Annotated in this window: 12 protein-coding genes and 2 pseudogenes; 12 read left to right on the top strand and 2 right to left on the bottom strand. The window is 56.5% G+C overall.

Annotated elements, in window-relative coordinates; genetic code table 11:
• Positions 1–14: 14 nt before the first annotated feature.
• Together ACXUPB_RS10460 and ACXUPB_RS10455 are read left to right on the top strand one after the other, a co-directional pair.
• Positions 15–473 (top strand): universal stress protein, encoded by a 459-nt coding sequence (locus ACXUPB_RS10460; RefSeq protein ID WP_008958059.1) that lies wholly within the window; start codon positions 15–17, stop codon positions 471–473.
• A 58-nt stretch (positions 474–531) separates the two neighbouring features.
• The gene (locus tag ACXUPB_RS10455) at positions 532–2,025 is read left to right on the top strand and encodes an MFS transporter (protein WP_008958060.1); all 1,494 of its coding nucleotides are present in this window, start codon (positions 532–534) and stop codon (positions 2,023–2,025) included.
• Between the two features lie 104 nt (positions 2,026–2,129).
• On the opposite strand, the gene ACXUPB_RS10450 is transcribed toward ACXUPB_RS10455, so the two are convergent.
• Both ACXUPB_RS10450 and ACXUPB_RS10445 read right to left on the bottom strand, forming a co-directional pair.
• A complete protein-coding gene (locus ACXUPB_RS10450; RefSeq protein ID WP_472956555.1) occupies positions 2,130–4,796 on the bottom strand; it encodes a bifunctional acetate--CoA ligase family protein/GNAT family N-acetyltransferase in 2,667 nt (888 codons plus the stop codon).
• 336 nt (positions 4,797–5,132) lie between these two features.
• Positions 5,133–5,989 (bottom strand): annotated as a pseudogene (locus ACXUPB_RS10445) (IS3 family transposase); the annotation flags it as partial.
• A 255-nt stretch (positions 5,990–6,244) separates the two neighbouring features.
• On the opposite strand from ACXUPB_RS10445, the gene ACXUPB_RS10440 reads away from it, so the two are divergent.
• The 10 genes and pseudogenes from ACXUPB_RS10440 (at position 6,245) to ACXUPB_RS10395 (ending at position 15,560) form a co-directional block, all read left to right on the top strand.
• Positions 6,245–7,267 carry a LacI family DNA-binding transcriptional regulator gene (locus ACXUPB_RS10440; RefSeq protein ID WP_179915159.1) on the top strand — a complete coding sequence of 341 codons (1,023 nt, stop codon included), beginning with the start codon at positions 6,245–6,247 and terminating at the stop codon, positions 7,265–7,267.
• 21 nt (positions 7,268–7,288) lie between these two features.
• A complete protein-coding gene (locus ACXUPB_RS10435) occupies positions 7,289–8,101 on the top strand; it encodes a sugar phosphate isomerase/epimerase family protein (RefSeq protein ID WP_246361683.1) in 813 nt (270 codons plus the stop codon).
• A gap of 28 nt (positions 8,102–8,129) precedes the next feature.
• Positions 8,130–8,555 (top strand): PfkB family carbohydrate kinase, encoded by a 426-nt coding sequence (locus ACXUPB_RS10430; RefSeq protein WP_179915160.1) that lies wholly within the window; start codon positions 8,130–8,132, stop codon positions 8,553–8,555.
• A gap of 14 nt (positions 8,556–8,569) precedes the next feature.
• Positions 8,570–9,232 (top strand): annotated as a pseudogene (locus tag ACXUPB_RS10425) (NAD(P)-dependent oxidoreductase); the annotation flags it as partial.
• Between the two features lie 92 nt (positions 9,233–9,324).
• Positions 9,325–10,416 (top strand): LacI family DNA-binding transcriptional regulator, encoded by a 1,092-nt coding sequence (locus ACXUPB_RS10420; RefSeq protein ID WP_179915162.1) that lies wholly within the window; start codon positions 9,325–9,327, stop codon positions 10,414–10,416.
• A 61-nt stretch (positions 10,417–10,477) separates the two neighbouring features.
• Positions 10,478–11,485, top strand: coding sequence for a TRAP transporter substrate-binding protein (locus ACXUPB_RS10415; RefSeq protein ID WP_179915163.1), 1,008 nt, complete (start codon positions 10,478–10,480; stop codon positions 11,483–11,485).
• A 50-nt stretch (positions 11,486–11,535) separates the two neighbouring features.
• Positions 11,536–12,159 (top strand): TRAP transporter small permease, encoded by a 624-nt coding sequence (locus tag ACXUPB_RS10410; protein ID WP_179915164.1) that lies wholly within the window; start codon positions 11,536–11,538, stop codon positions 12,157–12,159.
• Positions 12,156–13,463, top strand: a complete 1,308-nt coding sequence (locus ACXUPB_RS10405) for a TRAP transporter large permease (protein ID WP_179915165.1) — start codon at positions 12,156–12,158, stop codon at positions 13,461–13,463. The genes ACXUPB_RS10410 and ACXUPB_RS10405 overlap by 4 nt, the downstream gene beginning before the upstream one ends.
• A gap of 66 nt (positions 13,464–13,529) precedes the next feature.
• Entirely contained in the window at positions 13,530–14,213 is a 684-nt protein-coding gene (locus ACXUPB_RS10400; RefSeq protein WP_179915166.1) for an HAD-IA family hydrolase, read from the top strand.
• A gap of 681 nt (positions 14,214–14,894) precedes the next feature.
• A complete protein-coding gene (locus ACXUPB_RS10395) occupies positions 14,895–15,560 on the top strand; it encodes an ABC transporter permease (RefSeq protein WP_179915167.1) in 666 nt (221 codons plus the stop codon).
• Positions 15,561–15,567 lie beyond the last annotated feature (7 nt).

Here is a 15,567-nt window from a genome sequence, read left to right as displayed (position 1 = left end):
TGCGGGAGGACACCATGAAAATCATGATCGCCTATGACGGTTCGCGAAACGCCAAGCTGGCACTCGCTCAAGTCGTCACTATGTTCCGTTGTAACCAACCCCTGCTGGTACTGGTCGGCGTGGTGGAGAACCCACTCGACGCTACCGATAGCAACGAAACGCTTTTTCAGCAGGAACGCGATGAGGTTAAACGGCACCTTCAAGAGGGTGTGGCATTCGCCATCGGCGAGGGCTTCCAGGCCGAGCAGCTTCTCGCCGAAGGGGATGCGCGCAAGATGTTGCTGCAGGCCACTCGCAAACTCTCGCCAGACCTACTGGTTATTGCCCGCCATAGCCATCAGCCGGACGGCGGCATCATCGCCAAGTCGTTAACTTATTTTGTTGATGAACTCGACTACATGACTTTCGGCAGCGTCAGCTCGTTCCTGGCCCGGCGCGCCGAGTGTCCCTTGTTGATCCTACCCAGCCCTTGAACAGCCCCTCCCCCTCTTTTTGGTACAAACCACCTTTGGGACACAGGACGATACGACCATGAAAGTTTCCGCTGTATTCAAGTTTCGCAGCCCCGAGATTCGGGCCTTGCACCTGACCTGGATTGCCTTCTTTATTACCTTTTACGTGTGGTTCAACATGGCGCCGCTCGCGTCGAGCATGCTCAAGAGCGTCGACTGGCTGACCACGGATGATCTCAAGCTGTTCGCCATCTGCAACGTGGCCTTGACCATTCCCGCCCGCATCATCGTCGGCATGGCGCTGGATCGATTCGGCCCGCGACGGGTGTTCTCGGTGCTCATGGTCACTATGGCGCTACCGGCGTTGGCGTTCGCTTTCGGTAACAGCATGACGCAACTGCTGGTGGCGCGCCTGGTGCTGAGTTCGATTGGTGCCAGCTTTGTGGTCGGTATCCACATGACCGCGCTGTGGTTCAAGCCGAAAGACATCGGTTTCGCCGAGGGCTTTTACGCTGGTTGGGGTAACTTCGGCTCCGCCGTCGCGGCCATGTCGCTGCCGACCATCGCCTTGAGCATGTACGGCGGCCCCGATGGCTGGCGCTGGGCAATTGCCCAGAGCGCTATTGTGATGGCAGCCTACGGCGTTTACTACTGGTTCGCGATCACCGATGGCCCGGACGCTAAAGCCCACCGCAAGCCACGCAAAACCGCCGCTATGGAAGTGAGCTCCTGGGGCGATATGATCAAGCTGATTATCTGGACAATCCCGCTGGTCGGCGTACTCGCGATTCTGGTCTGGCGCATCCAGTACATGGGCTATTTATCGGTCACTGGTGCGGTCATCGCTTACCTCACCATCGTAGCGATCGTCATTTATCAGATAGTACAAATCCTACGGGTCAATCTGCCGATTCTACGCAAGGGTGTACCTGAGGATGATAAGTACTCATTCAACAGCGTGGCCGCGCTTAACAGCACTTACTTTGCCAATTTCGGCGCTGAGTTGGCGGTGGTATCGATGCTGCCCATGTTCTTTGAGGAGACCTGGGGGTTGAATGCCGCCACGGCCGGCCTGATCGCGGCGTCTTTCGCTTTCGTCAATCTGGTCGCACGCCCCATGGGCGGCATGGTTTCCGACCGCATGGGTAACCGGCGTTTCGTAATGCTGTGCTACATGTTTGGCATTAGCGTTGGGTTCTTGCTGATGGCCATGCTCAATTCGAGTTGGCCACTCATTCTGGCCATTGCGGTGACCATCGGCACCTCGATTTTCGTGCAAGGGGCTGAGGGGGCAACCTTCGGTATCATTCCCTCCATCAAACGCCGCATCACTGGGCAGATCTCGGGCATGGCGGGCGCTTACGGTAATGTTGGCGCGGTGGTCTACCTAACCATCTTTACGTTTGTCACACCCTCGCAGTTCTTCTACATCATCGCGACGGGTGCCTTCATCAGTTGGGTGATCTGCCTAGTGTGGCTCAAGGAACCAGAAGGCGCTTTCGACGACGAGTACTATGTCTCTTCAGTCGATAGGGCCATCGAAGAACAAGCGCTACAGAATGCGAAACCTTGAACATTCAGACCATCGTTAATTAACACACATAACCCGGGGTGTCAGAGCAGATGACCAAGATAGCTCCCTGGGTTACCAACTCAGGCAGTTGCCGGATAGCGGCGTTACAGATTAAGCACAATCATGACGGTATCTGCTTCATCTTTGGTTGACTGGACCACGAAACCAAACTCTTTCGCCATTTCTCGCATGGCATGGTTTTCTCGCAGAACATCGGCAAAGACCTGCTGAAGGCCATTTTCACGCGCATAGTCGATCATCTGCTGCATAAGCCGATAGCCAAGCCCGGTGCCCTTCATGTCACTACGCACCATGATCGCAAACTCCGCCTTTTCCTTGTCGGGATCAGCAGACAAACGGACAACACCCACGATTTCCTGTTTACCTTGTGGCATCGCAATAAACGCCATTTCCCGATCATAATCGATCTGAGTCAGCCGGGCGGCGAAGGCATGGTCGAACCGCCGGATGGCGGCAAAGAAGCGTAGGCGCACATCATCGGACGTGGAATGACGAAGCATATCCACCAGCGCACCCTCATCTTCGGGACGAATGGGGCGCAGTGAATAATGCTGGCCAATGCGTGTTTCGATAGTTTGCTCAAGTTGCTGCGGATAGGGTCGGATGGCAAAAGGAGGCCGCCCTTCACGGTCGGCCCTGACCACGATGCGCGCATCCAAGGCAATCACTCCGGTAGCATCGGCCAGTAGCGGGTTGATATCCAGTTCAACCACGCGATCCAGATCGCTGATCAACTGTGACAGTTTAATGAGCGTGAGAGAAATCGCTTCCAAGTCGGCCGCAGGGCGGTCACGGTAGCCGCGCAGCAAACGTGAGATACGTGTCGCCTGGATCATTTCTTGTGCTAGCAGCGGGTTGAGTGGCGGGAGACCCACCACCCGGTCACCGATTAGCTCTACTGCCGTGCCTCCCTGGCCAAACATAATAATCGGCCCGAAAACGCTATCTTCCGCGACACCTAAAATCAGCTCATGCGCCCCAGGGCGACGAATCATCGGCTGCACATTAAAACCATCTAACCGCGCCTCAGGCGCCACTTGGCGCAGCGTCGCCAGCATATCCTCGGCCGCCTGTGCCACCGCACCGGGCGAGGCCAGGTTCAACTGCACGCCCCCGCTATCAGACTTATGCGAAATATCACGCGAGAGGATCTTCAGCACGACCGGGAAGCCCAACTGCTTTGCTGCCTCACTCGCCTCTTCAGGTGTATGCACAGCAATGGCAGGGACGGTTGGAATCCCATAAGCCGACAATATTGCCGAGGCCTCTGGCTCGGTCAGCACGTTGCGCTCATCTTTAAGGACTTGGTCAATAATAGCGTTCGCGCTGGCTTTATCGATGGTACCGTCAGTGGAAATGGGCGGTGGCGTTTCCATCAACGTTTGCTGGTTTCGCCAGTAGCTGGATAAGTGCCAGAAGGCCCGGATGGCCTGCTCAGGCGTTTCGTAGGTTGGAATTTTTTGTGCCGCAAACAAATGGCGGGCCTTAGCTGGCGCCCCTTCTCCCAGCCAGCAGGTAAGAACGGCCGGACGTTGCGACCCCAGGGTATCAACCACCGCTTGGGCAGCGTCCAGGCTATCTGCGACCGCGGTGGGACAGTTCATAACAAGAATCGCATCCGCTTCTTTCTCGTTAAGCAAGGCTTCAAGTGCGCTTGTGTAGCGTTCCCCCGGCGCATCGCCGAGGATATCGACCGGATTGGCATGCGACCACGTGGGTGGCAGCACACTATCCAAACGCGCTAGCGTTGCTTCAGAAAGCTCGGCCAAGCGACCCTGCATCTCGGCCAGCTCATCCACTGCCAGCACACCGATTCCCCCTCCATTGGTGAGAATAGCTAGCCGGTCGCCTTTAACGTGAATACCGGTGGCCAGGGTGCCTGCGGCTTGAAACAGTTCATCAAGTGTATTGACCCGCAGCATACCTGCGCGCCGAAACGCTGCATCGTAAACGGCATCAGCACCCGCCAGCGCCCCAGTATGTGACAGTGCGGCTTTGGCGCCAGCATCGCTGCGCCCTGCTTTAACCACCACCACAGGCTTATTACGTGAGGCCTTGCGGGCCGCCGATAGGAATTTGCGTGCCTCGGTAATGGCCTCAACATAAAGCAGAATGGAATGCGTCTTGGGGTCGAGGGCCAAGTAGTCGAGCATATCGCCGAAATCGACATCGCTCATCGAACCGAGGGACACCACATGCGAAAAGCCGACCCCCCGCGCTGACGCCCAATCGAGGATAGAAGTAGCCACCGCGCCTGACTGCGTCACAAAGGCGACATTCCCCTTTTGGGGCATGATATGCGCAAAGCTGGCATTGATTCCCCGGTGCGGTGCCAAGACCCCCAAGCAATTAGGGCCAACAATGCGCATCAAGTAAGGCTTTGCCGCATCAAGCATCGCCTGTTTGAGCACTTGGCCATCGGCATGCTCACCTTCACCGAAGCCCGCGGTAATCACCACTGCAGCCCGGCACCCACGCTCCCCAAGCTCGCGAATAAGCCCGGGGACCGTATCTGGTGGCGTCGCAATAATGGCCAAGTCAGGCGCTAGCGGCAGCTCACTTACCGTGTGGTAGTTGAGAGCCGAGCGGATAGCCCGCTCTCTTGGATTCACGGTCAGGATCGGCCCTTCGAATCCGGCATCAAACAAGTTACGCGCCAGCACAGCACCTACTGAGCCTGGGCGATTGCTGGCACCAATCAAAGCGATCGTGGTGGGAGAAAACAACGCATCTAAATTGCGAATTGACATTAAACATCTCCGTCTAGCAATGGCAGGTCAGCGCGGTATGCTGCGCGTTCATCAACGTTAGTTAAGGAAGAAATATTACAGCTAAATCGCCGTTCTCACGCCTTGCATCGAAAAAACATCAAGACGACTATCTAATAAAGTATACCGAGATGGCTACATAAAATTTAACTTGAAATTATTTAAACGAACCATGATGACCGTCAAGTCATCGTGTATCGCGTAAGGCAGCTAGGCCAAGGACATTTATACTGTTTTAACTTCACAGAAGGTTTAACTTCACAGGAGAAACCAAGACAATGGTAATCCCCCTATTTTCAGAGGGTTTCAAAAGTAGAGTTCAGGCCATGCCGATAACTTACCGCTGATATATTCTGGCCCGTAGTGACAACGAATAGAGTGTGGTTTACCACGCCATTCAATGATCTGGTCTAGCGCCCGGATAACTCGTTCAGTGGGCAACGAGATGTCTACTTCGATACCAAGACCTTCTCGGTTAAAGTCGTCGGTCACATTCAGTAGGCGGTAGCGACGACCATCGCTCAGTTGGTCATGCATAAAATCCATAGGCCAGCTGTCATTAATCGTTTCGGGCACCTTTAAAGGCTCAGGCTTCTCGCGGATTAACCGTTTCTTCGGTTTGTTCCGAAGATTCAGCTCCAGCTCGCGGTAAATTCGGTAGACCCGCTTATGGTTCCAACGAAAGCCTTTCACATGACGCAGGTGCAGGAAGCACAAGCCAAAGCCCCAGTTTCTCTGGTTATGCGTCAGCGTGATCAACCAGTCGGCGATTTGATCGTTCTCGCCGCTGAGCTTCGCTTGGTATCGATAGCAACTTTCACTGAGGCTAAACATCCAGCAGGACAGGCGGATGCTGACGTGCTTTTCCATGACGGCTTTCTGCGCCATCTCACGGCGACGAGACGGCTTCACCACTTTTTTCGATCGCTTCCTTGAGGATATCCGCTTTCAATCGTTCCTCGGCATACATTTTCTTGAGCCGTCGGTTTTCATCCTCTAGCTCTTTCAGCCGTGCCACCATGGACGCATCCATACCGCCGAATTTAGCTCGCCACTTAATAGAAGGTCGCGCTGCTCATACCGTGTTTACGGCATAGCTCCGGAACCGGGGCACCGCCTTCGGCTTGCTTAAGGATCGACAGTATTTGGCTGTCTGAAAAACGTGATTTTTTTATGCAGAATCTCCCTTCGTTTAGCTTACGGAACATTCTACTTCTGAGCACCCTGGTTTTTCGGGGGATTACCTTGCTACATAGCTATAAACTATTAATAATAATGAGATTATCATTATCACGTGTGAGAGGACAGAGCTAATACTCCATTAAGACGCTGATGCAATCCTAATTTCATTCGAACGACTTAAACAACGTGCATTTGCCTTATTAACATCTGGAGCCTACGATGGGAACGGTCCCATAAGTAGAGATAAAATGACAACACCTACTCATCAACACGCGACAATCCTTGAGGTTGCACGCGAGGCAGGGGCTTCCAAGACCAGCGTTTCCCGCTACTTCAGTGGAGAACGTGAGCGGCTATCTCCGAACCTGCAGACGAGCATCGCCGCCGCGGCCCAGCGCCTAGGCTACCACCCCAACCGGATGGCCAGTGGCCTCAAGGGTGGTCGCTCGCGGATCATAGGCATGCTTGTGGCAGACATTCGGAACCCGTTCTCGGTGGCAGTGATGCACGGTGTGGAACAAGCCTGCCGCGAGCGCGGCCTCTCACTGATGGTCTGCAACACCGACAATGACTCGGCACTAGAGCGCGAACATCTCGCCCTACTCACCTCTTACCGAGTAGAGGGTCTGGTAATGAACGCTGTCGGCAGCCTGGACCGCGAACTGCAGGCGCTGGTTGAACAGGGCACCCCTCTAGTCCTCCTTGAGCGAGAGTTGAGCCAGGTAGAGGCTGAAGTGGTGGGCCTAGACAACGCTCGTGCGCTCGACTTAGCCCTAGACCACCTCCAAGCCAGGGGTTATGGAGAACTGCTCTACCTGAGCGAACCCCCGGGCCTGGCCAGTCCACGCCAGGCACGCCTTACTCGCTTCCAGCAAGGGGTCGCTGCGCGCGCCCTGGCCGGTGAGGTTCATTGCCAGACACTCGGCGAGACTGAGTCTCTGAACCGTGCTATCGGCAACTTTTTGGCACGTCCCGGCACGCTACCCAAGGCGCTGCTCTGTGCCAACGGCAACGCCACCCTGGCCGCTACCCGGGCACTACATTCCCTAGGCGCCCGACTTGGCGAGACTGGGCTGCTGGGCATCGACGAGCTCGACTGGTGCGAACTCGTTGGCCCCGGCATCACCACGCTGGCCCAGCCCACCGAGGCGATCGGTCGTGCTGCAGTCGAGTGCCTAATGCGTCGCCGTGACACCGGTGGCCGCACCATGCCAGCACGCCGCGTACATTTTCAGGCCAGTCTGATTCCACGTGGCTCTACCTGCCGCTAATCCACTCATTCAGGACTCCTCATGTCCCTTCAATTTTCTCGCTCTCGAATGGTATCGTTCCCACTGTTGCTTTCTGGCACTACAGATTCACCCGCCACCCTGGTCGCCACCTCTGCCTATGGCCACGAGGCCATCGCTGCCCACGGCCATACCGCAGTGCTGTCGTGGCTCGCCGCGGCTGGCGCCGACGGCGTAGAGATCCGCCGTGAGCTGCTGCCGCCTGACTTCGCGGACTTCATCGGCCTAGGTCAGGCCTGCGCCGACCTAGGCCTTGCCATCGTTTACTCCGCACCCGAAAGGCTCTGGGAGGTCGACCGGTTCGCTACGTGTCTGGATAAGCAACTGATCGAGGCCACCGAACTTGGCGCGGGCGCGGTCAAAATCCCCATGGGCCACTACCCCGGTGGGAGTCAGGTCGATTGGGCAGCGCTGCGGGAACGCCTCGCGGCCGCCCCGCCGCTACTGATAGAAAATGACCAGACCCTCGAAGGCGGCACGTTGGAACCCTTGTCCGCCTGCTTGGAAGACGCCGCTTCAGCGGGCTGCCCGCTAGGCATGACCTTTGATATTGGCAACTGGCACTGGACTGGCAATGACCCGTTGGCCGCGGCGCAGCGCCTGGGGCCTTTCGTGCGCTATCTACACTGCAAGGGAGTCGTGTCCGATCAAGGACACCTCAGAGCTAGCGTGCCCGACGATGGTGAACTCGCTGCTTGGCATACGTTGCTAGCCCACTTACCAACTCAAGTCCCCCGCGCTATCGAATACCCCTTACAGGGTCAGGATTTGACGACCATTACCGCTAAACAATTGTCGCGACTGCGCCACCTCTAACTTTCCACCCACGACACAGGAGATCGTCATGATTCGACCTTATGCCGCTCCCGAAATTCTTGCTTTCGGCGAGGCAATGACAATGCTCGTCGCCGAAGCGCCCGGTAAGCTGGCCAACGTCGAATACTTTCAGCGTCGCATTGCAGGCGCCGACACCAACGTGGCCATCGGCCTAGCCCGCCTAGGCTTTCATGTGGGCTGGTTGAGCCGGGTCGGCGACGATGGCTTTGGGCCTTTCATTCGCCAAGCCCTGGAGGCCGAGGGGCTCGACTGCCGCCATCTGCGCACCGACCCCGAACACCCCACAGGCCTTGTCTTCAAGGAGCTTGCCCAAGGCGGTGCAGATCCTCACGTGGAATACTATCGCCGTGGCAGTGCCGCCAGCCACTTGGCACCGACGGACGCCGACAGCGCTCTCATCGAGCGCCCGCGAGCTCGCCGAGACCATGCTTGATCGGGCCCAAGACGCTGATCATGGCCACCGCCCGCCGGGTTGTGGAACTGGCCGACTTTGTCAGGCGCGGCGACTGGCAGAAGAGTATCGGACCTGAGCACTTCGGCAGCGACGTACACGGCAAGACTCTCGGCCTCGTGGGCTTTGGGCGCATCGGCGCAGCTGTGGCCCGGCGCGGCGCATTGGGCTTCGGTATGCAGGTGCGCTACGCCATGGCCTCGCCCAAGCCAGCCCTGGAAGAAGAGTTGGGCGCCGAACGCCGTACACTTGACGAGTTGCTCACCGAGTCCGATTTCGTATGCGTTACTGTCCCACTCTCCGACACCACCCATCATCTAATCGGCGCTCATGAGCTCAGCCGTATGAAGTCTTCGGCGATTCTGATCAATATTGCCCGTGGCCCAGTAGTGGATGAGGCAGCGCTGATTGAGGCGCTGGAGGAAGGACGCATCTGCGCCGCTGGCCTCGACGTCTACACTCGGGAACCGCTGTCGCAGGAGTCACCTCTACCTCACATGAACAATGTGGTAGCGCTGCCGCACATCGGCTCGGCGACCCACGAAACCCGCGACGCCATGGCTCAACGGGCGGTTGACAACCTCACCTTGGCACTATCCGGCAGCCGACCTATTAGCCTAGTCAACGAAGAGGCCTGGGAGGCGCGCCGGGGTGCTTAATTGGGCACTCTTAGACTAAAGACGATTGGTAGAAGCTCATCATCTCAGCTAACTTTTAGATCAATCTAAAAACAACTATACAGGTAGCTACCATGCACCTTGATGCCTTACCCCATCAGAACCAGCGCGATACTGCTAGTGTGACTCTGAAGGATATCGCCGCCCACGCTGGGGTATCCCGCTCTACGGTGTCATTGGTATTGCGCGAGAGCCCATTGGTCGCCGAGCAAACCCGTCTAAAAGTGCAGCATTCCATCAAAGCGCTGGGCTATGTCTATAACCGCGGCGCTGCCGCCCTGCGCGGCAGCCGCACTTCGACACTTGGAGTGGTAGTTTACGACATCGCCAATCCCTTCTTTGGCGCTATGGTGGCGGGTATTGATGCCGCACTGAACCGCGAAGGCTATGTCTCTTTTTTGGCCAACAGCGAGGATTCACCAGCGCGCCAACAGCGCTTTTTGGAGCGCATGCGCGAACACAGCGTCGACGGCATCCTGTTATGCCCAGCGGAGGGCACCGACCCAGGATTAATCGACACTCTCGACAATTGGGGCATGGCCTGCGTGCAGGTACTACGCCACGTGGCCGAGCCGCCCTTCGACTATGCTGGCGCCAACTTTCACCAAGGGGTTTGCCAAGCCATGGATCACCTTGTGAGACTGGGCCATCAACGCATCGCCTTCCTTGGCGGTCACAGCGAGCACTCGGCGACCCGCGAGCGTTGGCAAGGCTACCGGGAATCATTAGAACACCATCAGCTCACCTACCAGCGCCTGCTGCGCTCCACCGTGACTCGCCGCGATGGCGTCGACATGATTACGCAGCTAATGGCTGAATCGCCAGCGCCCACAGCGGTCGTTTGCCACAACGACATGGTGGCCTTCGGTGCCATGCTTGGCCTGAAGCGCCTAGGGTTAGTGCCAGGCGTCGACTGCGCGGTGATCGGCACGGATGACGTCGAAGAAGCCAGCCTGAGCGAACCGTCACTGACCAGCATCGCCACCCATCCTTATGCAATCGGCGAAGAGGCGGCACGCTTAGCGCTGCGACGCATCGCCAACCCGGAAGGCGCACGGGAGCAAGTGGTATTAGCGCCCCGACTGCAGATTCGCGACTCCTGCGGGGCCGCCAGGCCTACGTCAGACTCAACCCTGCCCAACCGTGCTGCTGGGACTCACGCCTAGCGTTCTGTCCCATGCTGCAACTCAACGCCGCTCAAAGCGGCGATAACAAAAAGGTAGAATTATGACTAAGAAATGGATCGATCTAAAAAACACCTCAACTCGTGGATTGTTAGGCTCCGCCCTGCTGGCGACGGCCGCTCTAGGGTTCGCTGGCACGGCCCAGGCCTTAGATCTTCACTTCGGCCACGGCGGTACCGAAGACACCGCTTACCAATTGGGCGCCGAGCGCTTCAAAGAGCTGCTTGCCGAGGCCAGCGATGGCGAGATGGGCGTCCAGATCATGGGGAATTCAGTGCTCGGCCACGAGACTGAAATGTTTGAACAGCAGATGGCTGGCGCACTGGACGTGTCGATCATCAACCCCGGCCTGATCACCGACTTTTCTCCCACCGCCAACGTTTTCTCGATTCCTTTTTTGTATCGTGATGAAGATCATTGGAGCCAGGTGCTTGACGGCGAAGTGGGCCGCGCAATTGCTGACCAGATCACTGCGGAAACCGACGTGCGCGTATTGGCTTTCTACGGTGGCGGCAAGCGCCAGGTCGTTAGCACCGAGCCGTTGGAGAGCCTTGATGATCTCGAAGGCTTAAAGATCCGCACGAACCCCACCCAACCACTGATCACTGCTTGGGAGGCACTCGGCGCGGACCCCACCGTCATGCAGTGGAGCGAGATCTACACCGGGTTGCAACTGGGCGCCATTGACGGACTGCTCAATGAAGCAGAGTGGATTCACCGCATGCGCTTTCACGAAGTTGCCCCACACATCGGCCTCTCCGAGCACGATATTACGGTGCGACTGCTGACACTCTCTCAGGCAACCTGGGATCGTCTCGACGAATCCCAGCAAGAGCAGGTTATGAAGGCTGCCACCGAATCCGCTAGCTACGCTCGCAGCGTGCAACTAGAACAAGATGCCGAAGCGCTCGACCTGCTGGTTGAAGAGTGTGCCACCCTGCACGAAATGGATCGCGAGAAAATGATGGAAGCCGTCGCGGGACCGCTAGAGAGCGTGATCGCCGACATGGGACTGACCGAGTACCACCAGATGATCATCAACGCGGAATAACCCACCCGGCGCCGGCCTGGCCGGCGCCTCGCTTGCCATAGGTAATCACCATGTCCCGACTGCTCGCTGGCTTGGCACAGCTCAACCGGTTTCTGGAGCGTGTGCTCCACTGGATTCTGCTGTCGCTAGTGTTCGGCTTCATATTAATGGTCATCTACCAGGTGATCAGCCGAAATCTGGCGTTCATGCCAAATCTCTATTGGACCGAGGAATTCAGCCGCTTCGCCTTCCAGTGGATGGTAATGCTGGGCGCCGCAGTGGGAGTGCTTCACGCCGACCACTTTGTGCTTGAAGCCTTCCCCCACGGCTCACGGGCCGATCTCGCTACCCGGGTGATTCGCGACCTGGCGTGTTTGGCCATCGGTATTATCTTCGTCTTCCACGGCTACGAATTTGCCCTATCCGGGCTGCGCCGTAGCGCCACCGCCTCGGGGCTATCAATGATCTACGTCTACTCCACCTTCTTGGTCAGTGGGGTGTTCATTCTGCTATTCAGTATACAGCGCCTACTGCATACACTTCTTCACGGCTTGGATGCCATGGAAGCGTCACTCAATACGCCGAGCGAGATCGAGACGCTGAAGGTCAGCAGCGCGTCTGGTCACAGCGTGGAAAGCCTTGAGCCGGCCCCCAGAAGTAAGACACACACTGAACAGGGAGAGCCCCGCCCATGATGCCTGCCGACTGGATTTTCCTATTGCCCTGGCTGTTGTTCGGCTTGCTCTCCGTGCTCATCGTGGTAGGCGTGCCCATCGCCATGGCGCTCATCCTTACCTCGTTCAGCCTAATCTTCCTCGACCCGCGGCTGACCACTTGGGTGCTCTTCCAGCGCATGTACAGCGGCATGGACTCATTCGTGCTACTAGCCGTTCCGCTCTTTCTGCTGGCCGGTAACTTAATGAATGCAGCACGTATCACGGATCGTTTGATCACGCTGTGCATGCTATTAGTGGGTCACTTTAAGGGCGCCCTGGCCCACGTTAACGTCATGGTCAGCATGCTGTTCGCGGGCGTTTCCGGTTCCTCTACTGCCGACAGCGCAGGCATAGGCACGGTGCTAATCCCAGCCATGAAGCGCGAAGGCTATCCGACACACTTCGCCGTAGCCGTCACAGCAGCCTCGTCGGTGATGGGCATCATCATTCCTCCCTCAATCAACATGATTGTTTGGGGTGCCTTGACCAACACGTCCATCGCTGGCCTCTTCCTCGGCGGCATATTACCCGGGATCATGATCGGCGTAGCCCAGCTCTTGTTAAACCTAGGCTACGTGCGCCGCTATAACGTACCGATTCGACCGCGTGCCACCTTCCGCCAGCTGCTGCACTCAGGTAAGGACGGTCTGATGGCAGCAGGCATTCCAGTGGTGATCATTGGCGGCATTACGTTGGGTATTGTCACCCCCACCGAAGCGGCGATGATTGCCGTGCTCTATGCACTGGCACTAGGTTTTCTTGTCTATCGAGAGCTGACGTTCAGCGATGTCTTGGATTCCTCCACGGCGACCGTTAGGCTCTGCTCGCTATCGCTATTCAGCTTGGTGGGAGCGGCGATTTTTGGTTACCTAATCAGCTTCTACCAGATTCCACCCAAGCTGATGGCTGGGGTCAACATCTCAGATCCGATAATACTGCTACTGGTGATGACTGCCGTAATGCTGCTCATCGGCACCTTCATGGATTCGCTACCGGCCATGGCGATCATGGCACCGATCTTCCAGCCGTTAGCTATGCAAGCGGGCATCCATCCGGTGCAGTTTGGGGTAATTGGCGTGATGGCACTGGGCCTTGGGCTCATTACACCACCCTACGGGCTGTGCTTGATGATCTCGGCAAAGATCGGTGGTATTCCACTGCTCAAAGCGCTTGGTACCACGTTGATCTATCTGGCAGTGATGCTTGCGGTGATCCTGCTGCTGATTGTCTACCCTCAGTTAATTCTGGCGATCCCCCGTGCCTTGGTGCCGGACTTCGTCTGATCTACCCCGACGCCGGTTGCTGTTAAAGTGAGCCGGCGCTACATTGTTCAACATCGTGAGACCTCTATGTCCTTACCTCTCTGCCTGCTCTTCGACTCCGACGGTACTCTGGTCGATAGCGAGATCCTTCTCGGCGAGGTGATGGGCAATATTCTGCCGACCTTCGGCCTGCCCTTCTCCGCCCGTCAATACATGGAAGAATTCCGCGGCGTGCGTTTTCGTACCATCGTTGACAGCCTTGGCGAGCGCCACGGTGCCCTGAACGAAGAGCACTTCCCGGCAATGGAGAGTGAGATGCGCCGCCTGATGGAGCAACGTATGCGCGCCGAGCTGCTGCCCATCGACGGAATACCCGAGGTTCTGGAAATCCTTGCCGCCCACCCCAAAGCGGTTGTTTCCAACGGCCCGGATCGAAAGATTCGCTGCGCCATGGAAAGTGCTGGCCTGGCACGGCACTTCGGCAACAACCTCTTCAGCGCCTATACCTTGGGTGTGTGGAAGCCCGATCCGAGACTCTATCTACAGGCGGCCGAGGCCATGGGCCAAGCACCCGAGCGCTGCATAGTGATCGACGATGCCACCGTCGGCGTTGTCGCTGGATTGGCCGCTGGCATGCAGGTAATTCACCTCAATCGCTTTCCCGAAGAGGAGGAGACGCCGAAAGGTGCCATCGTCATCCATCACGCCAGCGAGCTACCCAAGTCAGTGGTTCAGCTCACCGCAAAGGAGAGCGCTCTTCAGCCGCTTTGACATGCATCGCCACCCTGCTGTCTACAATAAAGGTTTCGGCCAACGCTTGATCGGGGCGCTGGCTGGGATTTTTCTGGTAGCGACGTAAACGCACTAGGTATATAGCGGCATGGTTTTCAAACGAAAGAGGCCATACCAATAAGTCATGATAATAATTTGCGGGGAAAATCTTTCGCCCTGCTCAGCAGAGCCTCTTACTCTGTTCTTGTTCATTGGCTAACTGCCTGTGCTACATGCCTACTCTCCAAGGCCAGTCACCTTTCGCTGTTGCGCTTCAATCTGTTCGCTGCGAATATTTGCGTGAAGATTATACTTCCAAGAATGCGGCCCCTATCGGAGCAAAAAAGAGATTCCGTTGTTCAGCTTTCATTAATAAAAAAAACACTACTAAATAATTTAGCCTAGCCACCCAATCAAACTGAAGGGCTTAGCCACTAGAACAGCCGAAGCGTAAGTAAAGTGCACTGATTCATAAAAATTAACTATTACGCTCCCTGATTGTGCCTATTACCCATCATCATACTAATACTCAATAATCACGCGTCCCTTTTGTTAAACTACTTTTGTTCTAAACACATCAAGAGATGTGTGCCCTGACGGACTGCGCTCTAGCCACCATTAGCGTACATGAGCAGTTTTATAACGGCTCTTATATAATTATTAATAATCAGGAGGCAGCGTTTGGAGCTATTTCACTTCGCCTTGAATAATGCAGGTCTGCTGCTGTCACGCACAGTCGAGCATATTGCCCTTGTTGGCGTTGCCGTTGGCATTGCCACCTTGACGGGAGTGCCAATCGGCATCGCCATTACTAAAAATGAGCGTGTCGCACAAAGTGTGCTCTATCTAGCGTCCATCATCGTTACCATCCCTTCAATCGCCCTTTTTGGCATCATGATTCCGGTTTTATCGCTCATCGGGCATGGCATCGGCTATGTGCCAGCTGTGATCGCGGTATTGCTGTACTCCCAGCTACCTATCATCCGCAACACGTACACGGCGATTAATAATGTTAATCCGGCATTACGAGAAGCCGCTCGAGGCATTGGCATGAACCCCAATCAGCGCCTGCGTTTGGTTGAAATTCCACTCGCCATCCCGGTCATCATGGCTGGCGTACGCACGGCCGTAGTGCTCAATATTGGCGTCATGGCGATCGCCGCCTACATCGGCGCCGGTGGATTAGGCACCTTTATTAGCCGGGGCATTTCTCAATCGGATCCACGCCAGCTAATCGTCGGCGCGATTGCTGTGAGTCTGCTGGCCATTATCGTTGACTATTCACTACTGTATTTACAAAAGCGCCTAACCCCTAAAGGAATGAGCCGTGAGGCTGCGGCGACCTAACGCCTCT

Source organism: Vreelandella sp. DA03-1M (genome assembly GCF_055725665.1).
This window is presented reverse-complemented; position numbering and strand designations above follow the sequence as displayed.